Below are 19,165 nucleotides of genomic sequence, written 5' to 3' on the forward strand. Positions count from 1 at the left end.
CGCACGCATACACGAACGCGGGCGCGGCTGGCCCGGCGCTCAGTACTTCAGGCCCGTATCGCACAACACCGTGGCCACCACCGCATCCGCGCGCAGCCGGCCCGATTGCAGCAGCTTCACGGCGGCGCACACATTGGCGGCGGCGGAATAGCCCACGTACAGTCCCTCCCGCACCGCCAGCGTCCGACGCCACGCCTCGGCTTCCTCGTCCGTCACGGCCAGGCTCAGGTCCATCAGCGACGCGTCCCAATGCGGCGGCGCCGCGCCGTAGCTGGTGCCCTGGATCAGGTGCCGCGCCTTCGAGACCGGCTGGCCGGCCAGCACTTCGCAGCCCAGCGGCTCGACGGCGGCGCACACGGTTGCCGCGCTGGCGGCCTTCATGGCTCGCGCCACGCCCATGAAGGTGCAGCCCGTGCCCACCGCCGCGACCCAGCCGTCGGCGGGTCGGCCCAGCTGTTCCAGGATCTCGCGGCCCGTGCCGGCCTCGTGCGCCGCGATGCACTCGACCGCGTTGAACTGGTCCACATAGAATCCGCCGCGCTCGCGCGCCAGCGCGGCGGCCATGTCCGCCGCCGCCTGCACGTCCGCGCCCGTGACCTGGCCGGGCGCGCCATCGACCTGCGGCACCAGGATCACCTCGGCGCCCAGCCCTTCCAGCATGCGGGCGCGCGCCGGGCTGTTGCCGGCGGACATCGTGACCAGCAAGGGATGCCCCAGCGCCGCGCAGGCCACGGCCAGTCCCGCGCCCATGTTGCCACTGGTCATCTCGACCACCGGCATGCCCGGCTTGAGCCGGCCATCCGCGCGCGCCGCCAGCAGGATGGCCTTGGCGGCGCGGTCCTTCACGCTGCCGCCGGGCTGCAGGAACTCGGCCTTGGCGACCAGCCGGCCCGGGCCGGCGTGGATCCGGTCCAACGAGATCAGGGGCGTGTTTCCTATCAAATCCAGCGCGGAGGTCGCGAGCATGTCCGTTCCAAGTGCATGGCAGGCGCGGCGGGCCTGCTTCCAGGACGGAGATTGTAGGAAACGCCAGCGCCGGCGTCAGTCTCGCGGCGCAGCGCCGTCCACCGCCGCTTCGATCCGCGCCACCGCCGCCGCGTCCAGCCTGGGCAGCAGATCCAGCGCGCCCAGGTTCTCGCGCAGCTGCGCCACGCCGGATGCGCCCAGCAGCACCGTGCTCACGTCCGGATTGCGCAACGCCCACGCAATCGCCAGCTGCGCGCGCGTGGCCCCCAACTCATCGGCCACGTCGCGCAAACGACGCGCGGCGGCCTGCATTGCCTCCCGGCGGTCGGCGTAGACGAAATCCTTGAGCCAGCCGAAGCCCTCCGCCGCCAGCCGCGAATCCGCCGGCACGCCCGCGTCATACCGGCCGGCCAGCACGCCCGAGGCCAGTGGCGACCAGGTCGTCAGCCCCAACCCGCGCCGCTCGACCAGCGGATGGTACTCGTGCTCGACGCGCTCGCGGTGAAACAGGCTGTACTGCGGCTGCTCCAGCTGCGGCGGCACCAGGTCGTGGCGCTCGGCGAAGGCGCACAGCGCCTCGATGTCGGCCGCCGGCCATTCCGAGGTGCCCCAGTACAGGATCTTGCCCTGTTGCACCAGCGTGTGCATGGTCCAGGCGATTTCCGGGATCGACATGTCCGGGTCCGGTCGATGGCACAGGTACAGGTCCAGATACTCCAGCCCGAAGCGCCGCAGCGCCTGCTCGCAAGCCTCGACCAGGTGCTTGCGGCTCAGGCCCTGCTGCGTCGGGCGCGGCCCGCCTCCTGGCGCATGATTGTCGGCGGCGCCGTACAGCGCCTTGCTCGACACACAATAGCCGTCGCGCGGCCAGCCCAGCGCCTTGATGGCGCGGCCCAGCATGCGCTCGGCCTCGCCGCCGAGATAGACCTCGGCGCTGTCGAAGAAATTGATGCCGTGGTCATAGGCGCAAGCCAGGCAGTCGCGCGCGGCGCGGTCGTCCAGCGTGGTGCCGAACGTGATCCAGCTGCCATAGGAGAGCGCGGACAGTTTGAGGGCCGACTGGCCCAGGCGGCGGTATTGCATGACGGTCTTCCTGATATCCCGTGGAAAGCGTCATGGTGCGGCGCTCGCGGCCATCCGTAAAATATTCAATTCATGCGCCGACGAGACGCGCCGGATATCGCCGTGACCGCTATGCGGCGTCGGCTTGGCCCACGGGCCGCGTCGCCTCGCGCAGCGCGGCGATCAACGAATCCCGTATCGGCGAGGCGTCACCAGCCCGCCAGGCCAGCAGCAGATCCAGCCGCCGCAGCGCGCCCGGCGCGTCCACCGAGATCGGTCGGAACACCACATCGCCGCGCGGCTCGCGCGCCAGCGAGGCTGGCAGCAGGGCCGCGCCGAAACCGCTGGCCACCAGCGCCACCACCGTCTCCAGCCGCCGCGCTTCCTGCGCCACGCGCGGCGCGAAGCCCGCCGCCAGGCACAGCGAAACCAGCTGGTCATGAAAGCCCGGGCCGAGCGTGCGCGCCGACGCCACGAACGCATCTTCCCTGAGCGCGGCCAGTTCCACCACATCGCATTCGGCCAGACGGTGCGAGGCTGGCAAGGCGATCAGCACCGGCTCGCTCAGCAAGGTCTCGAAATGCAGACTCGGCGCGCTGACGCCGGGATGGCGCATGAGGCCGATGTCGGCGCGTCCCAGTTCCAGCGCCTCGACCTGCTCGCGCGTGGTCGCCTCGCGCAGCGTGAACGACACGGCGGGATGCGCCGCGCGGAAACGCCGCAACCCGCGCAGCAGCGATTCATAGGGAGAAATATTGACGAAGGTCGCCGTCAGGTGGCCTTCCATGCCCTGCGCCACGCGCCGCGCCTGCGCCACCCCTTCGTCCAGCGCCGCCAGCATGCGTCGCGCCGTCTCCAGGAATGCCGCGCCCGCCGGCGTCAGCGTCACGCTGCGGTTGGTGCGCGCCAGCAAGGGCGCGCCCACCTGCGCCTCCAGCCGCTGGATCGCCTGGCTCAACGGCGGCTGCGCCATGTGCAGGCGCTGGGCCGCGCGGTTGAAATGCAGCTCTTCCGCCACCGCGATGAATTGCCGCAGCAAGCGCGTTTCGATCATGCCTGGCTCCCGCTCATGTGAATCAGCTCCTGCGCTTCGCGGCGCCGCTGGCCGTCGCAGTCCGCTTGCCGCGCACCGGCGCGGCGGCGTGCGCCACGCCTGCCGCCTTGTCCGCGCCTTCCCGCGCCGCATCGTCCAGCGCCGCCTCTTCGGCCACCCACTCCACGAAGGCCCGCACCTCCGGCCGTTCCAACGCATCGGGCAGCGTCACCGCGTAATACGCGAAGCGCGCCGGCCAGGGCTTGTGCAGCACCTGCACCAGCCTGCCCGCCTCGATCTCGGCGCGCGCATGCTCCTGCGGCACCAGCGCCAAGCCCTGCCCCGCCTCGGCCGCGCGGATCAGCAGGAAGTCATCATCGAAGGACGAACCCCGCCGCGCGCGCGCATCGACCGCCACGTCATGCGCCGCCAGCCACAGCGGCCAGTCCGCGCGGTCGGCATCATGCAGCAGGGGAAGGTCCAGACACTCGCCCGGCGTCTTCAAGCCCTTGCGCCGTCCCAGCAATGCCGGACTCGCCACCGGCACCAGCACCGGCGCCATCAGCCACACCGCATGCAGGCCGGGATAACGCCCGAGTCCGTGCCGCAGCGCCACGTCCACGCGGTCGCGGCGCAGGTCCACCACCGACGACGAGGCCTCGACCCGCAACTCGATACGTGGATGTCGCGCGCGAAAACGCGCCAGCCGGGGCACCAGCCACGACGCCGCGAACGACGCCATCGTGCTCACCGTCACGGTCTGCCGCGACGGCGCCCGCGCCAGCATGTCCACCGCCGCCTCGATCTGCGAGAACGCCTGCCGCAGCAGCGGATGCGCCGCCGCGCCGTCCGCCGTCAGCCGCAATCCCAGGCGCTCGCGCGTGAACAGCGCCACGCCCAGCCGGTCCTCCAGCAAGCGAATCTGCTGGCTGACCGCGCCCGGCGTCACATGCAGGGCCTCGGCCGCCGCCTTGATGCTGCCGCGCCGGCCCACCTCGACGAAGGCGCGCAGCGCCGCCAGCGGAATCGAAGAGCTCATGAATATAGTTTTCCTAAATCCAGCGCGCAGAAATCATCGTTTCCCAATGCCGCCGTCACTGACGATCATAGCTCCTGAAACGTTCAAGACACGTCGGGGCAGCGCCGACGACCATTTAGGAAACCTGCATGCTAACGCTCTACACCGACAGCTCGCCCAACGGCTTCAAGGCCACCATCGCCCTGGAAGAACTCGGCCTGCCCTACACCCTCAAGCACGTCCACATCAACCAGGGCGAACACCGCCAGCCCGACTTCCTGCGCCTGAACCCGCACGGCCGCATCCCCGTCCTCACCGACGACGAGACCGGCATCACCCTGTTCGAATCCGCCGCCATCCTGCTCTACCTGGCCGAGAAAACCGGCCGCCTGCTGCCCGCCGAACCGCGCGCCCGCTGGCAAGCCACGCAATGGCTCATCTTCCACGCCGCCAGCGTCGGCCCGCTGATCGGCCAACGCGTCCACTTCGAAATCTTCGCCGCCCACAAAGACCCCATCGCCATCGAACGCTACCGCCGCCTCACGCACGAAGCCTACGCAACGCTGGACCAGCACCTGGCCAGCGGCCAGCCCCATTTCTCCGGCGCCGAATACAGCATCGCCGACATCGCCCACTTCGGCTGGACCCATATCGCCCGCCTCATCGGCTTCGACTTCGACGCCTACCCGCACCTGAGCGACTGGCACGAACGCATCGCCCTCAGACCCGCCGTGCAGCGCGGCATCATGCTCCCGGAGCCCGCCATCGGGGCATGAGTAGGCCCACCCCCGAAGCGCTTGCGCGCCTCCCCCTCAAGGGGGCATGCCTGCGGACCGAGGATGAGCCTCCCCCCGAAGCGCTGACGCGCCCCCCCCCAGGGGGCATGCCTGCGGACCGGCAAAGCCGGCTCCGCGGCATCCGGCTGGCGGATGCACGGATCATCATCATCATGAATATGAACGCGACTACTACCAACTCTATCGACATGCCGTCCGGCGCCTCCTGGGCCGCGCATGCCCGCCATCCCGGCTACCGCCGCATGTTCGCGCCCGACGCGCTGACGCTGGGCATCTTCCTGCCGCTGCGCTTTTATGAAGGAGACATGCGCGTGCTGGCTGGCCAGTCCCGCCTCGTCAGCGACATCGACGCCCGCGGCTTCGCCGCCGCCTGGGTCCGCGACATCCCGCTGTACGACCCGCGCTTCGGCGACGCCGGCCAGCTCTTCGACCCCTTTACCTACCTGGCCTACCTCGCCGCCAGGACGCAGCGCATCTCCCTGGCCACTGGCAGCGCCATCTTCTCGCTGCGCCACCCCATCGACCTCGCCAAATCCGCCGCCACCATCGACCAACTCTCCGGCGGCCGCCTCGTCATGGGCATCGCCTCCGGCGACCGTCCCATCGAGTTCCCCGCCTACGGCCTGCAACACGACCAGCGCGCCGAGCGCTTCGCCCAGGCGGTGGCCGACTTCCGCCGCCTGCTCCAACCCGGCCGTCGCGCCCTGACCTCGCCGCTCGGCCACATCACCGACGCCGAACTCCTGCCCAAGCCCGCCGCCGGCCCCATCCCCCTGCTCGTCACCGGCGCCAGCGGCCAATCCCCGGACTGGATCGCCGCACACGCCGACGGCTGGCTCACGTACCCCGGCTCGTCCGTCGTCCCCGCGGGCCCCAAGGCCCTGGGCCAGAAAATCCAGGCTTGGCGCGACCGCATCCCCGACGGCGGCTTCCGCCCTCACGCCACCAACGAATGGATAGACCTGGTCGACGACCCCACGCACCCGCCCACCCTGCTGCACGGCGGTTTCATCCTGCAGATCGGCCGCCACGCGCTCATCGATCTGCTCTCGCAATGGCAGACTGCCGGCGTCAACCACGTCGCCCTGGGCATCCAGTTCTCACGCCGCCCCGCCGCCGAAGCCATCCAGGAATTGGCGGAGGAAGTGCTGCCGCGCTTCCCGTCGCATGAGGATGTGCCGCCACTGGATATGGATTGGTAGGCGTGACTGCGAAAGCAGCGTGCGAACTGCTATACGCATGAACGGCGAACAGCAGGCCACGCAGCACACGCCAACACTCACCGCCAGGCAAGGCACGCCCCTCCACAACCAACACCCCCACGACGCAAGCCACCACGTATGCAGAAACCGGCCGCCCGCGCGGCCGGTTTCTGCGGGCGACGTAAGCCTCGCCACCGACCACGGCTCCAGCAACGCCACATCCCTCGAAAGCCGCAGCCCCTCGGGCGGGGCGGCGCGGCTGCGAGCAACCTCGATGCGCCCGAGGGAATCCGAAGGCAGCCGCCGCAGGCGGCAACGAGGATGACGAAGGGGGGGCCCGCCTAGGGAAGTCCGGAGCGAAGGCTCCGGACCGCGATCGTGGGCGCGAGCAGCCGCGACGCCCCGCCCGAGGGGCGACCCACGAAGCGCCAGCACACAACGCTCAACGAAGCACCAGCAGCAGCAGCAGCAGCAGCAGCAGCAAAAGCAGTAGCAGCAGTGAAGACAACAGCCTCACAAACCGCCAACACTCCAGCCCCCCAAAAAAGACCCAAAAAAAACGGCGCCACAAAGGCGCCGTCTTCTCCAAAACCCAAACCCTCAACGCTTCTGCTTGAGCTGCGAAAGATCCCGCACCGCCCCCCGATCTGCCGAAGTCGCCAGCGCCGCATAAGCCTGCAAGGCCAGCGACACCACGCGCTCCCGATCCACCGGCTCCCAAGCCTTCTCCCGCGCGTTCATCGCCTCGCGACGCCGCGCCAGCACCTCATCCGACACCGCCAGATGCATCTTGCGCCGCGGAATATCGATCTCGATCACATCGCCGTCTTCCACCAGCCCGATCGTGCCGCCCTCCGCCGCCTCCGGCGAAGCATGCCCGATCACCAGCCCCGACGACCCGCCCGAGAAACGCCCGTCCGTGAACAGCGCGCACACCTTGCCCAGACCCTTGGACTTCAGATAGGACGTCGGATACAGCATCTCCTGCATCCCCGGCCCGCCCTTCGGCCCTTCGTAGCGAATCACCACGACATCGCCAGCGACGACCTTGTCGCCCAGGATGCCTTCCACCGCATCATCCTGGCTCTCGAACACCCGCGCGCGTCCCGTGAACACCCACTGCGACTCATCCACGCCCGCGGTCTTCACGATGCAGCCCTTCTCGGCCAGGTTGCCGTACAGCACCGCCAGCCCGCCGTCCTTCGAATACGCGTTTTCCTTGCTGCGGATGCAGCCTGTCTTGCGGTCCGTGTCCAGCGTCAGGAACGTCGCGTCCTGGCTGAACGCCACCGTCGTCGGAATGCCTCCGGGCGCCGCGCGATAGAACTTCTGCGCCTCCTCGCCGGCATCGCCCGCCACGTCCCACTGCGCGATCGCATTGCCCAGCGTGCCGCTGTGCACATTGCCGCAGGACAGGTCCAGCAGATCCGCGCGCGCCAGCTCGCCCAGGATGCCCAGGATGCCGCCCGCGCGATGCACGTCTTCAATGTGGTACTTGTCGGTGGCCGGCGCCGCCTTGCACAGGCACGGCACCTTGCGCGAAATGCGGTCGATGTCGGCCATCGTGAAATCCACGCCCGCTTCCTGCGCCGCGGCCAGCAGGTGCAGCACCGTGTTGGTCGAGCCGCCCATCGCCACGTCCAGCGCCATCGCGTTCTCGAACGCGCTCTTGGTGGCAATGCTGCGCGGCAGGACCGACGCGTCCTCTTCCTGGTAATAGCGGCGGCACAGATCCACCACCAGGCGGCCGGCCTGCTCGAACAGGCCCTTGCGCCATGCGTGCGTGGCCACGATCGTGCCGTTGCCCGGCAGCGCCAGGCCGATGGCCTCGGTCAGACAGTTCATCGAGTTGGCGGTGAACATGCCGGAACAGGAACCGCAGGTCGGGCAGGCGCTACGCTCGACCTCGGCCACATCCGCATCCGACACATTGGGATCGGCCGCCTTGATCATGGCGTCGATCAGGTCGATCTTGGCGATCACCTTGCCGTCCGTCGGCGACTTCACCTTGCCCGCTTCCATCGGGCCGCCCGACACGAACACCACCGGGATGTTCAGACGCATCGCGGCCATCAGCATTCCCGGCGTGATCTTGTCGCAGTTCGAGATGCAGACCATCGCGTCGGCGCAATGCGCGTTCACCATGTACTCGACCGAGTCGGCGATCAGCTCGCGCGACGGCAGCGAATACAGCATGCCGCCGTGACCCATGGCGATGCCGTCATCCACGGCGATGGTGTTGAATTCCTTGGCGACGCCGCCGGCGGCCTCGATTTCCTTGGCGACCAGCGCGCCCAGGTCGCGCAGGTGCACGTGGCCCGGCACGAACTGCGTGAAGGAGTTGACCACCGCGATGATCGGCTTGCCGAAGTCTCCGTCCTTCATGCCGGTGGCGCGCCACAGGGCGCGGGCGCCGGCCATGTTGCGGCCGTGGGTCGAGGTGCGGGAACGGTAGTGCGGCATGATCTTTCTCAGGCGGTTAGCGGACGGGCGAAACGCTAAATAATACGCCGGTTCCGCGCCCGCGCGCCTGGGGACATGCCCGGAGGAGCCCCACGCGCCAGATTCGCGCTGACTTCAGGCCAGGTTCGCGCCGGCTTGCGCCCGGATGCCCGCGCCGGTCCCGCAACCCTCAGGCGGACGCCGCCCCGCGCGCCGCGAAGGCGCTGGGCGGCTCGCCCAAGGCCTTGCGGAACATGGCCGCGAAGGCGCTCGGACTCTCGTAGCCCAGGTCCAGCGCCACGTCCAGCACCCGCTCGCCGCGCGCCAGCCGTTCCATCGCCGCCAGCAGCCGCGCCTGCTGGCGCCAGCGGCCGAAGGTCATGCCGGTATGGCGCAGGAACAGGCGCTGCACCGTCTTGGGATCCACCCCCAATTCAAGGGCCCAGTCGGCCACGCCGTCCTGCCGCTCCGGATGCCGCACGATGGCGCGGCAGATGCGCGCCAGCCGGGGCTCGGCCGGTTGCGGCAAATGCAGCGGCAGCACCGGTTCCTGGCGCAGCTCGTCCAGCAGCAGCATCATCAGGCGGCCGTCGCGCGTGCCCGGCTGCCAGTCCAGCGGCACCTCGGTCGCCGCCGCCATCAGCTCGCGCAGCAGCGGCGAGATAGACAGCACGCAGCACTGCGTGGGCAGGTGCGCGGCCGCGCCCGGCTCGACGAACACCGTGCGCATGCGCGGCTCGCCGCTCATGCGGATGCCATGCGCCACCCAGGCCGGCACCCACACGCCGCGCGTGGGCGGCACCACCCAGATGCCCGCCTCGGTCTCCACCACCATCACGCCCGAGATCGCGTAGAGCAGCTGCGCGCGGCGATGACGATGGCGGCGCACGCGATGGCCGTCCTCGTAGTCCACCGCCAGTCCGGCCACGGGCCGCGCCGAGGCTTCGTAGGGGAACAGGTCCAGGTTCGCGGGGGTGCGGGGACCGTTGCGCGGCGCGCCGCCGGGACCGCTGGCGGCGCGACTGCGCACCGACGCGGCGCTGGCGGCCGGCGGGGGAATGTCCGTTTTTCGACGATTCATGGATGGATGCCGTTGAACACCCCATTCTAGGCGTTCAGGCCCGCAAGCCCAGCAAGGCCTCGCGCAGGTGCCGCAGCCCGCGGCTGAGCGGCTTGTCTCCGCGCATGACGATGGCCAGCGTGCGCGCCAGGCGCGGCGCCAATGGCAACACGGTCAGCGCGTCGCGCCGCCCCGCGCCCGACACCGCCAGCCTGGGCAGCACGGCGCAGCCCAGGCCGGCGGCCACGATCTCCTTCATGGCCTCCGTGCTGCCCAGCTCCATCACCGGCTTGGCCGCCAGGCCGGCCTTCTCGAACCAGTCATCCACCAGCCGCCGCGTGCGCGCGCCCGGCTCGAACAGCACCAGCGGCAGCGCCGCCAGCGCCTGCGGCGTGGCGCTGGCCGGGACCGGGATCGGTCCGTGCGCCGGGAAGATCGCCACGAACTCGTCCTCCCGCAACGGCTCGACCTGGAACATGCGGCCCGGGGCCGGCATCGTCACCAGGCCGATATCCAGCGCGTTGTTCTCCAGCCCGCGCAGCATGTCGGCCGTATTGCCCGTGCTGGCCACAACCTCCAGCGCCGGGAAGCGCCGCCGCAGGTCCGCCAGCAGCGGCGGCAGCAGGTAGGTGCAGGCGGTGGCGCCCGTGCCCAGCCGCAGCCGGCCGCTCACCTGCGAGGCATGGGCCGTCATGGCCTGCTCGGCCTGGGCCAGCGTCGCGTCGATGGCGCGGATATGCGTGAGCAGCTCCAGCCCGGCCGCCGTCGGACGGGCGCGCCGGCCGACGCGCTCGACCAGTTTCAGCCCGTAGCGCCGCTCCAGCTGCCGCACCTGCAGGCTGACCGCCGGCTGCGTCACGCCGTTGCGTTCGGCGGCGGCGGAAAAGCTGCCCAGTTCCGCCACCTGCGCGAACATGCGCAAATGGTCCAGGTTCAGTCCACGCATGACCTCAAATCCAAAGTTTTACTTATGCAATTCATAATAGACCAAAGCTTTAATAATAGGTCTGCCTGCCTCACACTGACGGCTTACTGGATTGCGCCGTCGGCCCGGATGCCGGCGGCACTTGATCCGACGGCACTTCCTCCGCCGTTTTTTTATTCCTGCGCCCAACCGTCCATGCCCGCCCCCACTCTCCTCATCCGCGACAGCGTCGACGCCGACCTGCCCGCCATCAAGGCCATCTACGCCCATCATGTGCTGCACGGCACCGCCTCCTTCGAGCTGGACCCGCCGTCCATCGAGGAAATGCGCCAGCGCCGCGCCGCCGTGCTGGCCCAGGGCATGTTCTACCTGGTGGCCGAAATCGACGGCGAAGTGGTGGGCTATGCCTACGCCACGCCGTACCGCCCGCGCCCGGCCTACCGCCACACGGTGGAAGACTCGGTCTACGTGAAGACCGGCCGCGGCGGACTCGGCATCGGCGGCAAGCTGCTGGCCGCGCTGGTCGAGCGCTGCGCCGCGGCCGGCTGGCGCCAGATGCTGGCCGTGGTGGGCGACAGCCGCAACGCGGCCTCGCTGGCGCTGCACGCCAGCCAGGGCTTCCATCCCGTGGGCACGCTGCGGTCGGTCGGACACAAGCATGGCGAATGGCGCGACACGGTGCTGATGCAGCGCGCGCTGGGTGACGGCGACGCCACGCCGCCGGGCCGGCCGTGAGCCCGCCCCGGGACGCGGCCGGCCACCTGCCTGTCGCCGCTCCCGTCCGCCCACCGGTCGGCGCCCGGGCCATCGTCTGCCTGGGCCTGTCCCAGCTGATCGGCTGGGGCGTCACCTTCTACCTGATCGGCGCGCTCGGTCCGGCGATCACCGCCGGCCTGGGCTGGAACTCGGCCGCTGTCTATGGCGGCTTCTCGGCCGCCATCGTGACCATGGCGCTGGTCTCGCCCATCGCCGGCTTGGCGGTGGATCGATGGGGCGGCCGCCGCGTGATGCCGGCCGGCGCGGTGTTGTCGGCGCTGGGCTGCGTGGCGCTGGCCTCGGCCCATGCGCTGCCGCACTATTACCTGGCCTGGGTCGTGCTGGGCGCGGGCATGCGCCTGAGCCTGTACGACGCGGCCTTCGCCTCGCTGGCCCGCGCCGCCGGGCCCACCGCCCGCCGGCCCATGTCGCAGATCACCCTGTTCGGCGGGCTGGCGTCCACCGTGATGTGGCCGGTCGGGCACCTGCTCGCCGAATGGCTGGGCTGGCGCGGCGCGGTGCTGGCCTATGGCGCGCTGGCGCTGGCGACCGCGCCGCTGTTCCTGGCGCTGCCGCGCCAGCGCTACGCCGCGTCCGCGCCCCAGGCCGGCGCGGCGGCTGGCGGCCTGGCGCGCAGCCAGGGCGAGCGCCGGCTGGCCGGCGCCTTATACGCGCTGATCGCGATGCTGACGAATTTCCTGGCGGCGGGCAACGCCGCCCATCTGATCGCCATCCTGACCGGCCTGGGGCTGGCGGCGGCCGCGGCCGTGGGCGTGGCCGCGCTCTGGGGCGTGGGCCAGTTCTCCGGCCGGCTGGTCGACGTGGCGCTGGGCGGGCGACTGCATCCGCTGACGATGACGCTGATCGTGTGCCTGCTGCTGCCGCTGTCCTTCGCGCTGGCGCTGGCCTCGGACGGCGATGTGGCCATGCTGGCGGTCTACGCGCTGGCCTACGGCGCCTGCAACGGTCTGCTGACCATCGCGCGCGGCACGCTGCCGCTGGCGCTCTTCGACTACCGCAGCTACGGCGCGGTGGTGGGCGGGCTGCTGATCCCCAGCTTCCTGCTGACCGCCGCCGCGCCGGTGGCCTATGCGCAGATGGTCGAGCGTTATGGGGCGCGCGGCGCGATCGGCCTGTCGACCGGACTCGCGGCCGCCATCCTGTCCTGCGCCGCGATCCTGCGCTGGCGCTTCATCGGCCGGGCCAGGCAGGGCGGCTGAACCGCCTCACCGCCCCCCGGAAACACCGAACGCGCGCCATGGACCGCGCCGGCGCGCAAACCGCGACGCGTCCTGGCGTCAGCCGGCCTGACGGCCGCCCGCGTCCCACTTGGCCCAACCCGCCTTGCGCAGCTTGCAGGCCGGGCACTCGCCGCAGCCGTAACCCCAGTCGTGGCGCTCGCCGCGCTCGCCCAGGTAGCAGGTGTGGCTTTCCTCGACCACGATATCCACCAGCGCGTCGCCGCCCAGCTTGCGGGCCAGCGCCCAGGTCTCGGACTTGTCGATCCACATCAGCGGCGTCTCGATGGTGACGCGCGCGCCCAGGCCCAGGCCCAGCGCCACCTGCTGCGCCTTGATGGTGTCGTCGCGGCAATCGGGATAGCCGGAGAAATCGGTTTCGCACATGCCGCCCACCAGCACGTCCAGCTGACGGCGGTAGCCCAGCGCGGCGGCCAGCGTCAGGAACAGCAGGTTGCGGCCCGGCACGAAGGTATTGGGCAGGCCGTTGGCCTGCATCTCGATGGCGCGGTCGCTGGTCATGGCGGTGTCGCCCACCTGGCCCAGCACCTTCAGGTCCAGCAGATGGTCCTCGCCCAGGCGCGGCGCCCAGTCGGGAAAGCGTTCGCGGATGCGGGCCAGCACGGTCAGGCGCGCGTCCAGCTCGATGCGGTGGCGCTGGCCGTAGTCGAACGCCACGGTTTCCACATGCGCATAGCGCTCCAGCGCCCAGGCCAGGCAGGTGGTGGAATCCTGCCCGCCGGAAAACAGCACGAGCGCGCGACGTTGATGGTTTTGCATAAAGGGGGTTTATCGAATTACGAAGGGATCAGTCGCACTTTAACGCAGCGCCCGACGTTTCCCGTAAGGATCGCTGCGTAAAATCGAAGCGCTTTTCCTTTCTGGTGTTGTTGCTCCACGCGTTTTTCGTCGCCGGGCCATCCCAAGATGAAAAACGCCGCCCCGCCGGGGCGGCAGGCGCGCATGGCGCGTGGCGTGGAGCCCCGATCCCCCTCCCTGTTCCATCCACCCCGTCCGACGGATACCCGCCCGATGAATGCCAGCAGCAGCCGCCCGCAGTCCGATTCCGCTGAACCCTTGCGTCACGATATCCGGCTGTTGGGCCGGCTGTTGGGGACGGTCATCGCGGAATGCGAGGGCAAGCGGGTGTTCGACACCATCGAGACGCTGCGCCGCACCGCGGTGAAATTCCGCCGCGAGGGCAACGACGCCGACGGCAAGCTGCTGCAGGAGCGCGTCAAGCGATTGCAGGGCAGCGACCCGAACTCGGTGGCGCGCGCCTTCAGCTACTTCCTGCATCTGTCCAACATCGCCGAGGACCGCGACCAGAACCGCCGCCAGCGCGCCCGCGCCCTGGCCGACCCGGCGCCGTCGCGCGGCAGCCTGCGCGAGACCGTGCAGACGCTGGGCCGCCACGGCGTCGGCCCGGCCCGCATCCGCCGCCTGCTGGCCGAGGCCTGCGTGATGCCGGTGCTGACCGCCCACCCCACCGAAGTGCAGCGCAAGAGCACGCTGGACGAACACCGCGAGATCGCCCAGGCACTGGCCCACCGCGACGCCACGCTCACGCCCGAGGAGCTGGCCGAGATCGACGCCACGCTGCTGGGCCGCGTGGCCACGCTGTGGCAGACCCGCATGCTGCGCTACACCCGTCTGACGGTGGCCGACGAGATCGAGAACGCGCTGTCGTATTACCGCAGCACCTTCCTGCAGGCGATTCCGCGCCTGTACGGCGACCTGTCGCGCCTCTTGAACCGCGAATCGGCCAAGCCCTTCGCCGCGCCGCCCCCGCCGCTGGAACCGTTCCTGCGCATGGGCAGCTGGATCGGCGGCGACCGCGACGGCAATCCCAACGTCGACGCCGGCACGCTGGAACGCGCGCTGCTGCGCCAGGCCACGGTGCTGTTCGAACACTATCTGCAGGAGGTCCACGCGCTGGGCGCGGACCTGTCCATGACCACGCTGCTGATTGCCGCCGACCCGGACCTGCAGGCGCTGGCCGACCACAGCGGCGACGATTCCCCGCACCGCGCCGACGAGCCCTACCGCCGCGCGCTGGTCGGCGTGTACGCCCGCCTGGCCGCCACCGCCCAGGTCCTGACCGGCCAGAACCTGGCCCGCCGCAGCACCGTGGCGGCCCAGGCCTATGACGGCCCCGAGGCCTTCGCCGCCGACCTGGCGCTGGTCGCCAAGTCGCTGGCCGCCCACCACGGCGCGCCCATCGTGCGGCTGCGCCTGGCCGGGCTGCAGCAGGCGGTGGAAGTATTTGGCTTTCACCTCGCCACGGTGGACCTGCGCCAGAGTTCCGACGTGCACGAGCGCGCGCTGGCCGAACTGTTCACCCGCGCCGGCACGCAATACCAAGGCCAGCCGCTGGACTACCTGGCGCTGGACGAGGACGCGCGCGTGGCGCTGCTGCGCGCCGAGCTGGCGCAGGCGCGCCCGCTGGCCTCGCCGTGGATCGCGTACAGCGAGGACACCACCCGCGAGCTGGCCGTGCTGCGCGCCGCCGCGGCCGGCCGGGCGCGCTACGGCAAGCAGGCGGTGCGCCAGACCATCGTGTCCCACACCGAGACGCTGAGCGACCTGCTGGAAGTGATGGTGCTGCAGAAGGAAGCCGGCCTGATCGCGCCGGCCGGCGCGCCGATCCAGGACGACGACGGCCTCATGGTGGTGCCGCTGTTCGAGACCATTCCCGACCTGCAGCGCGGCGCGGCCATCATGGCGGCCTGGCTCGACCTGCCCGAGATCCGCGAACGCGTGAAGCGCGCGCAGCACGGCGCGCAGGAAGTCATGCTGGGCTATTCCGACAGCAACAAGGACGGCGGCTTCCTGACCTCGAACTGGTCGCTGTACCAGGCCGAACGCGCGCTGGTGGACGTATTCTCCGCGCGCCACGTGCGCCTGCGCCTGTTCCACGGCCGCGGCGGCTCGGTGGGACGCGGCGGCGGCTCCAGCTTCGACGCCATCCTGGCGCAACCGCCGGGCACGGTGGCCGGCCAGCTGCGCCTGACCGAGCAGGGCGAAGTGATCCAGAGCAAATACAAGGACGCCGAGATCGGCCGCTGGCACCTGGAGCTGCTGGTCGCGGCCACGCTCGAATCCAGCCTGGCGCCGCGCGCCGAGGCCGCCAGCGCCGAAGACGCGCACATGGCGCGCCACGGCCAGGCCATGTCCTTCATGTCCGAGACCGCGCAACGCACCTATCGCGGCCTGGTCTACGAAACGCCGGGCTTCGCCGAGTACTTCTTCGCGTCCACGCCCATCAGCGAAATCGCCGGCCTGAACATCGGCTCGCGCCCGGCCTCGCGCAAGAAGGGCCAGCGCATCGAAGACCTGCGCGCCATTCCCTGGGGCTTCTCATGGGCGCAATGCCGGCTGATGCTGACCGGCTGGTACGGCATGGGCTCGGCCATCGAGGCCTATCTGGAAACCGGCGCGCCAGGCGCCCCCGCCTCGCGCCGCGCGCGGCTGGCGCAGCTGCGCGAGATGGCGCGCGAGTGGCCGGCCTTCCGCACGCTGCTGTCGAACATGGAAATGGTGTTGGCCAAGTCCGACCTGGCCATCGCCGCGCGCTACGCCCAGCTGGTGCCCAAGCGGGCGCTGCGCGAGCGCATCTTCGGCGCCATCAGCGCCGAGCACGGCCGCACGCTGGCCATGCTCAAGCTGCTGACCCAGCGCGAGCTGTTGGCCGACAACCCCACCCTGCAAGCTTCGCTGCGCGAGCGCTTCGCGTACATCGATCCGCTGAACTACCTGCAGATCGAGCTGATCCGCCGCCATCGCGCCGCCCAGCGCGATCCGGACGCGGCGGTGGACGAACGCGTGCAGCGCGCCATCCATCTGACCATCAACGGCATCGCGGCGGGGCTGCGCAACTCGGGTTGAGGCCAGCGCCCGCCGCTGGCGGGCGGTGATCGGGGCGCGAAAGCGCCCCCCTGCGCGGGCCCGGGCCGCGCGCTATGCAGCCTTGCCCGCGTGCTGGGCCTGGATCAGTTCCATGACATTCAAGGTCAGGCGGGTCGTATGGCTGCGCATGGCCAGGTAGGCCTGCTCCGGCTGACCCGCGAGCACGGCTTCGACGATTTTCTGGTGCTCGCGATGCGACACCTCGAAACGGCGCTCGACCCCCGATTGCGCCGCCCGGAACGGCGCAAGCCGCTCGCGCAGGCTTTCCACGGCGGCCACCAAGGTGGCGTTCTGGGTGCCCTGGCAGATCAGCTGGTGAAAGCGGGAGTTCAGCGCCAGGTAGGCATCGGCATCGCGCTTGTCCGCCGCCGCCTCGGCTTCTTCATGCAGCAGCTCGAGCTGGCGGCGCTGCATCGCGCTCATGCGCTGCGTCGCGATGCGGCAACACAGGGATTCCAGCTCGCACAGGGCTTCCAGCATGTCGGCCAGTTGCTCGGGGCTGGTATTGACGACGACTCCCCCGCGCCGAGGCGCAAGTTCGATCAGGCCGCGCGCGTCCAGCAGGCGCAGCGCCTCGCGCACGGGCGTGCGTGACACCTGGAACCGTTGCGCCAGGGCGGGCTCTTCGAGCTTCTCGCCCGGAGACAGAACACCGGAGATGATGTCTTCGGCGAGCTGTTGGCTAATTTGAGCGGCGATAGTGGGCACCACGGTCCTTTGCAGTCAGTGTCGGGTGGAAAAAAATTATACACATGACAAGCTCTTGATCGCATTACAGAACATAAGAAGCCCGTTTTGCCTGAGAAAAGTACAGGATTTTCTATCTGTACACAGAACATTTCCCCGACCGCACCCAGACCTGGTCCGCCTTTTTCTCCCATCGCGATCATTTCCTCCAGGAAATATCCGAGCCCCTTGCCACTTTCATTGCCGCGTAACTCCCCAATGAAGAATTCTTAAAGCTTGTGGTGTATACATTTATGAATTAATGTACACCCATAGAGCTTCAGATCCTGTATAGGCAAGCGGAGACCAGCGCCATGACACCGATTTCAGTCTTTTCCGTGGTCGGAGAACGACTCCGCCAGGGCATCGCGCGGCGACGCGGCCGAGGACGAATGGCTGCCGCGGCGGCGCTCGCGGCCAGCACCGCCGGGCCAGCGCTGGCCCAATCTGGCGACAGCGTGCAGATCTATGGATTCATCAAGGAAGACGTGGAAACGATCAGGCTATCGGGCAATGGCCGAACCGAATCGCTGACCCGACTGGCGAACGACCTGTCGGTGCTGGGCTTGCGCGGCCAGGAACGCATCAGCGCCGATCTGGAGGCGTTCTTCCAGATCGAGACCAATCTGCGCATGACCGGCGCCGGCCCGGCGGAGATTTCCGACCGTAATTCCGGCTTGGGGCTGCGCGGCCCCTACGGCGAGTTCCTGATGGGGCAATGGGAAACGCCGCTGCGGTACGCCTCGGTCTATACGGTGGACCCGTTCACGGCGGGCGTGTTCGCGTCGAACTCCATCATGGGCAATGGCTTCACAACGGCCGACGATGGCGTGGCGCCGCACTCGTTCGATCGGCGCCAGAAGAACCTTTTTCAATACACCACCCCAAACTGGCGCGGCTTCAGTCTGAAGGCGGGGGTAACGCTGCCCAGCCGCATGCCCACCGGCAATCCCATGATGGCGTCCGGACTGGCCAGCTACGCCAGCGGCGACTGGTTCGTCGCCTGGGGGCACGAGTACCACCGCGACTACTTCTACGACGGCTCCGCGGACCACGCCGACCGCCTGGCGGCGACCTACACCTTTGGCGGCACCAAACTACGCGGCGCCTACGAGCGCTTGCGCTATCAGCCCGCGCCGGGACGGTCGGTGTATCGCGACGCCTGGCAGGTGGCCGTCACCCATGGCTTTGGTCCGCATCAACTGCGCGCGTCGTATACCCGCGGCGGCGATGCGCGCGGGAACGCGATCAAGCCAGTGGGCGGCATCGGCCTGCCCGGCCCCGGCTCCAGCGCCTGGCAACTCTCGCTGGGCTACGGCTACACGCTGTCCAAGCGCACCGAGCTCTGGACCTCGTTCACGCGACTCGCGAATGGCTCGGCCGCCCGCTACAACCTGGCCGGCAACCCCCTGCCCCAACTCAGGGCGGGCGACACCGCGACCGCCTTCGGGGCGGGCATCACGCATAAATTCTGATGCCGCCCAACGCCTGTTTCACCCAACCGGATCCAACAAGGAGCCTCTTCATGAGCAACAAACTGCGTCACATCGCCCTGTCCGTGCCCGACCCCTGGGCCGCCGCCCAGTTCTACCAGGACGCATTCGGTTTCCGCAAGGTCGGCGAAACGGATTCGTCACTCGCGCGCGGCGTCTACCTGACGGACGGCACCATCAGCATCGCGCTGCTCAATTACAAGAGCGATCACGCGGCGGGCGAAGACCGCGGCAAGGACTTCGTCGGCCTGCATCACATCGGCGTCTGGGTCGAGGACATCGTCGAGGCCCGCAAAACGGTCGAGGCCGCGGGCGGCAACTATTACATGGGAGAGGTGCCTGTGAAAGGCAACATCTTCTATGAAGTGAAATACCGCGATCCAAACGGGATCATCATCGACCTGACCGATCATGGCTGGGGCGGCGCGTCCCGCGCCGGTGGCGACGGCGAGGCGGGCCCTGCCCTGCGCAACCCCGATCTGAAGGCCGATCGCGGCGGCCTTTGAAGTTCGCAACGCGCGGCGATGCCCCGGTCGGG

At 69.5% G+C, this 19,165-nt stretch carries 16 protein-coding genes; 7 read left to right on the plus strand and 9 right to left on the minus strand.

Annotated elements, in window-relative coordinates; genetic code table 11:
- Window positions 1-39: 39 nt before the first annotated feature.
- The 4 genes from C2U31_RS01955 to C2U31_RS01970 form a co-directional block, all read right to left on the minus strand.
- Window positions 40-966: a PLP-dependent cysteine synthase family protein gene (locus C2U31_RS01955; protein WP_103271300.1), complete on the minus strand. Its 927-nt coding sequence runs from the start codon at window positions 964-966 to the stop codon at window positions 40-42.
- A gap of 75 nt (window positions 967-1,041) precedes the next feature.
- Window positions 1,042-2,049 (minus strand): aldo/keto reductase, encoded by a 1,008-nt coding sequence (locus tag C2U31_RS01960; RefSeq protein WP_103271301.1) that lies wholly within the window; start codon window positions 2,047-2,049, stop codon window positions 1,042-1,044.
- Window positions 2,050-2,158: 109 nt separating this feature from the next.
- Window positions 2,159-3,082, minus strand: coding sequence for a LysR substrate-binding domain-containing protein (locus tag C2U31_RS01965; protein WP_103271302.1), 924 nt, complete (start codon window positions 3,080-3,082; stop codon window positions 2,159-2,161).
- Window positions 3,083-3,104: 22 nt separating this feature from the next.
- Window positions 3,105-4,100, minus strand: a complete 996-nt coding sequence (locus C2U31_RS01970) for a LysR substrate-binding domain-containing protein (protein WP_103271303.1) — start codon at window positions 4,098-4,100, stop codon at window positions 3,105-3,107.
- 128 nt (window positions 4,101-4,228) lie between these two features.
- Here C2U31_RS01970 and C2U31_RS01975 point away from each other — a divergent pair, with 128 nt between their 5' ends.
- On the plus strand, window positions 4,229-4,855 hold the full coding sequence (locus C2U31_RS01975) for a glutathione S-transferase family protein (protein ID WP_103271304.1): 627 nt from the start codon (window positions 4,229-4,231) through the stop codon (window positions 4,853-4,855).
- 179 nt (window positions 4,856-5,034) lie between these two features.
- The gene (locus C2U31_RS01980) at window positions 5,035-6,078 is read left to right on the plus strand and encodes an LLM class oxidoreductase (protein WP_103276218.1); all 1,044 of its coding nucleotides are present in this window, start codon (window positions 5,035-5,037) and stop codon (window positions 6,076-6,078) included.
- Between the two features lie 600 nt (window positions 6,079-6,678).
- Here C2U31_RS01980 and ilvD read toward each other — a convergent pair.
- The 3 genes from ilvD to C2U31_RS01995 form a co-directional block, all read right to left on the minus strand.
- On the minus strand, window positions 6,679-8,541 hold the full coding sequence (gene ilvD, locus C2U31_RS01985) for a dihydroxy-acid dehydratase (RefSeq protein WP_103271305.1): 1,863 nt from the start codon (window positions 8,539-8,541) through the stop codon (window positions 6,679-6,681).
- A 169-nt stretch (window positions 8,542-8,710) separates the two neighbouring features.
- The gene (locus C2U31_RS01990) at window positions 8,711-9,601 is read right to left on the minus strand and encodes a helix-turn-helix domain-containing protein (protein WP_233772601.1); all 891 of its coding nucleotides are present in this window, start codon (window positions 9,599-9,601) and stop codon (window positions 8,711-8,713) included.
- A gap of 34 nt (window positions 9,602-9,635) precedes the next feature.
- On the minus strand, window positions 9,636-10,526 hold the full coding sequence (locus C2U31_RS01995; RefSeq protein WP_103271306.1) for a LysR family transcriptional regulator: 891 nt from the start codon (window positions 10,524-10,526) through the stop codon (window positions 9,636-9,638).
- Between the two features lie 174 nt (window positions 10,527-10,700).
- On the opposite strand from C2U31_RS01995, the gene C2U31_RS02000 reads away from it, so the two are divergent.
- The gene (locus tag C2U31_RS02000) at window positions 10,701-11,240 is read left to right on the plus strand and encodes a GNAT family N-acetyltransferase (protein ID WP_103271307.1); all 540 of its coding nucleotides are present in this window, start codon (window positions 10,701-10,703) and stop codon (window positions 11,238-11,240) included.
- A gap of 26 nt (window positions 11,241-11,266) precedes the next feature.
- Entirely contained in the window at window positions 11,267-12,481 is a 1,215-nt protein-coding gene (locus tag C2U31_RS02005; protein ID WP_103276220.1) for an MFS transporter, read from the plus strand.
- Between the two features lie 78 nt (window positions 12,482-12,559).
- Here the strand turns inward: C2U31_RS02005 and queC are convergent, their stop codons facing one another.
- On the minus strand, window positions 12,560-13,279 hold the full coding sequence (gene queC, locus C2U31_RS02010) for a 7-cyano-7-deazaguanine synthase QueC (RefSeq protein ID WP_103271308.1): 720 nt from the start codon (window positions 13,277-13,279) through the stop codon (window positions 12,560-12,562).
- Between the two features lie 183 nt (window positions 13,280-13,462).
- Here queC and ppc point away from each other — a divergent pair, with 183 nt between their 5' ends.
- On the plus strand, window positions 13,463-16,387 hold the full coding sequence (ppc, locus tag C2U31_RS02015) for a phosphoenolpyruvate carboxylase (RefSeq protein ID WP_233772797.1): 2,925 nt from the start codon (window positions 13,463-13,465) through the stop codon (window positions 16,385-16,387).
- Window positions 16,388-16,459: 72 nt separating this feature from the next.
- Here ppc and C2U31_RS02020 read toward each other — a convergent pair whose 3' ends face one another.
- Window positions 16,460-17,119 carry a GntR family transcriptional regulator gene (locus C2U31_RS02020; protein ID WP_233772603.1) on the minus strand — a complete coding sequence of 220 codons (660 nt, stop codon included), beginning with the start codon at window positions 17,117-17,119 and terminating at the stop codon, window positions 16,460-16,462.
- 407 nt (window positions 17,120-17,526) lie between these two features.
- Between C2U31_RS02020 and C2U31_RS02025 the strand changes: the two genes are divergently transcribed.
- A complete protein-coding gene (locus tag C2U31_RS02025; RefSeq protein ID WP_103271310.1) occupies window positions 17,527-18,609 on the plus strand; it encodes a porin in 1,083 nt (360 codons plus the stop codon).
- A gap of 50 nt (window positions 18,610-18,659) precedes the next feature.
- The gene (locus tag C2U31_RS02030) at window positions 18,660-19,133 is read left to right on the plus strand and encodes a VOC family protein (protein ID WP_103271311.1); all 474 of its coding nucleotides are present in this window, start codon (window positions 18,660-18,662) and stop codon (window positions 19,131-19,133) included.
- The last annotated feature ends 32 nt before the right edge of the window (window positions 19,134-19,165 follow it).

It is taken from the genome of Achromobacter sp. AONIH1, assembly GCF_002902905.1.
Taxonomy (GTDB): Bacteria; Pseudomonadota; Gammaproteobacteria; order Burkholderiales; family Burkholderiaceae_B; genus Achromobacter.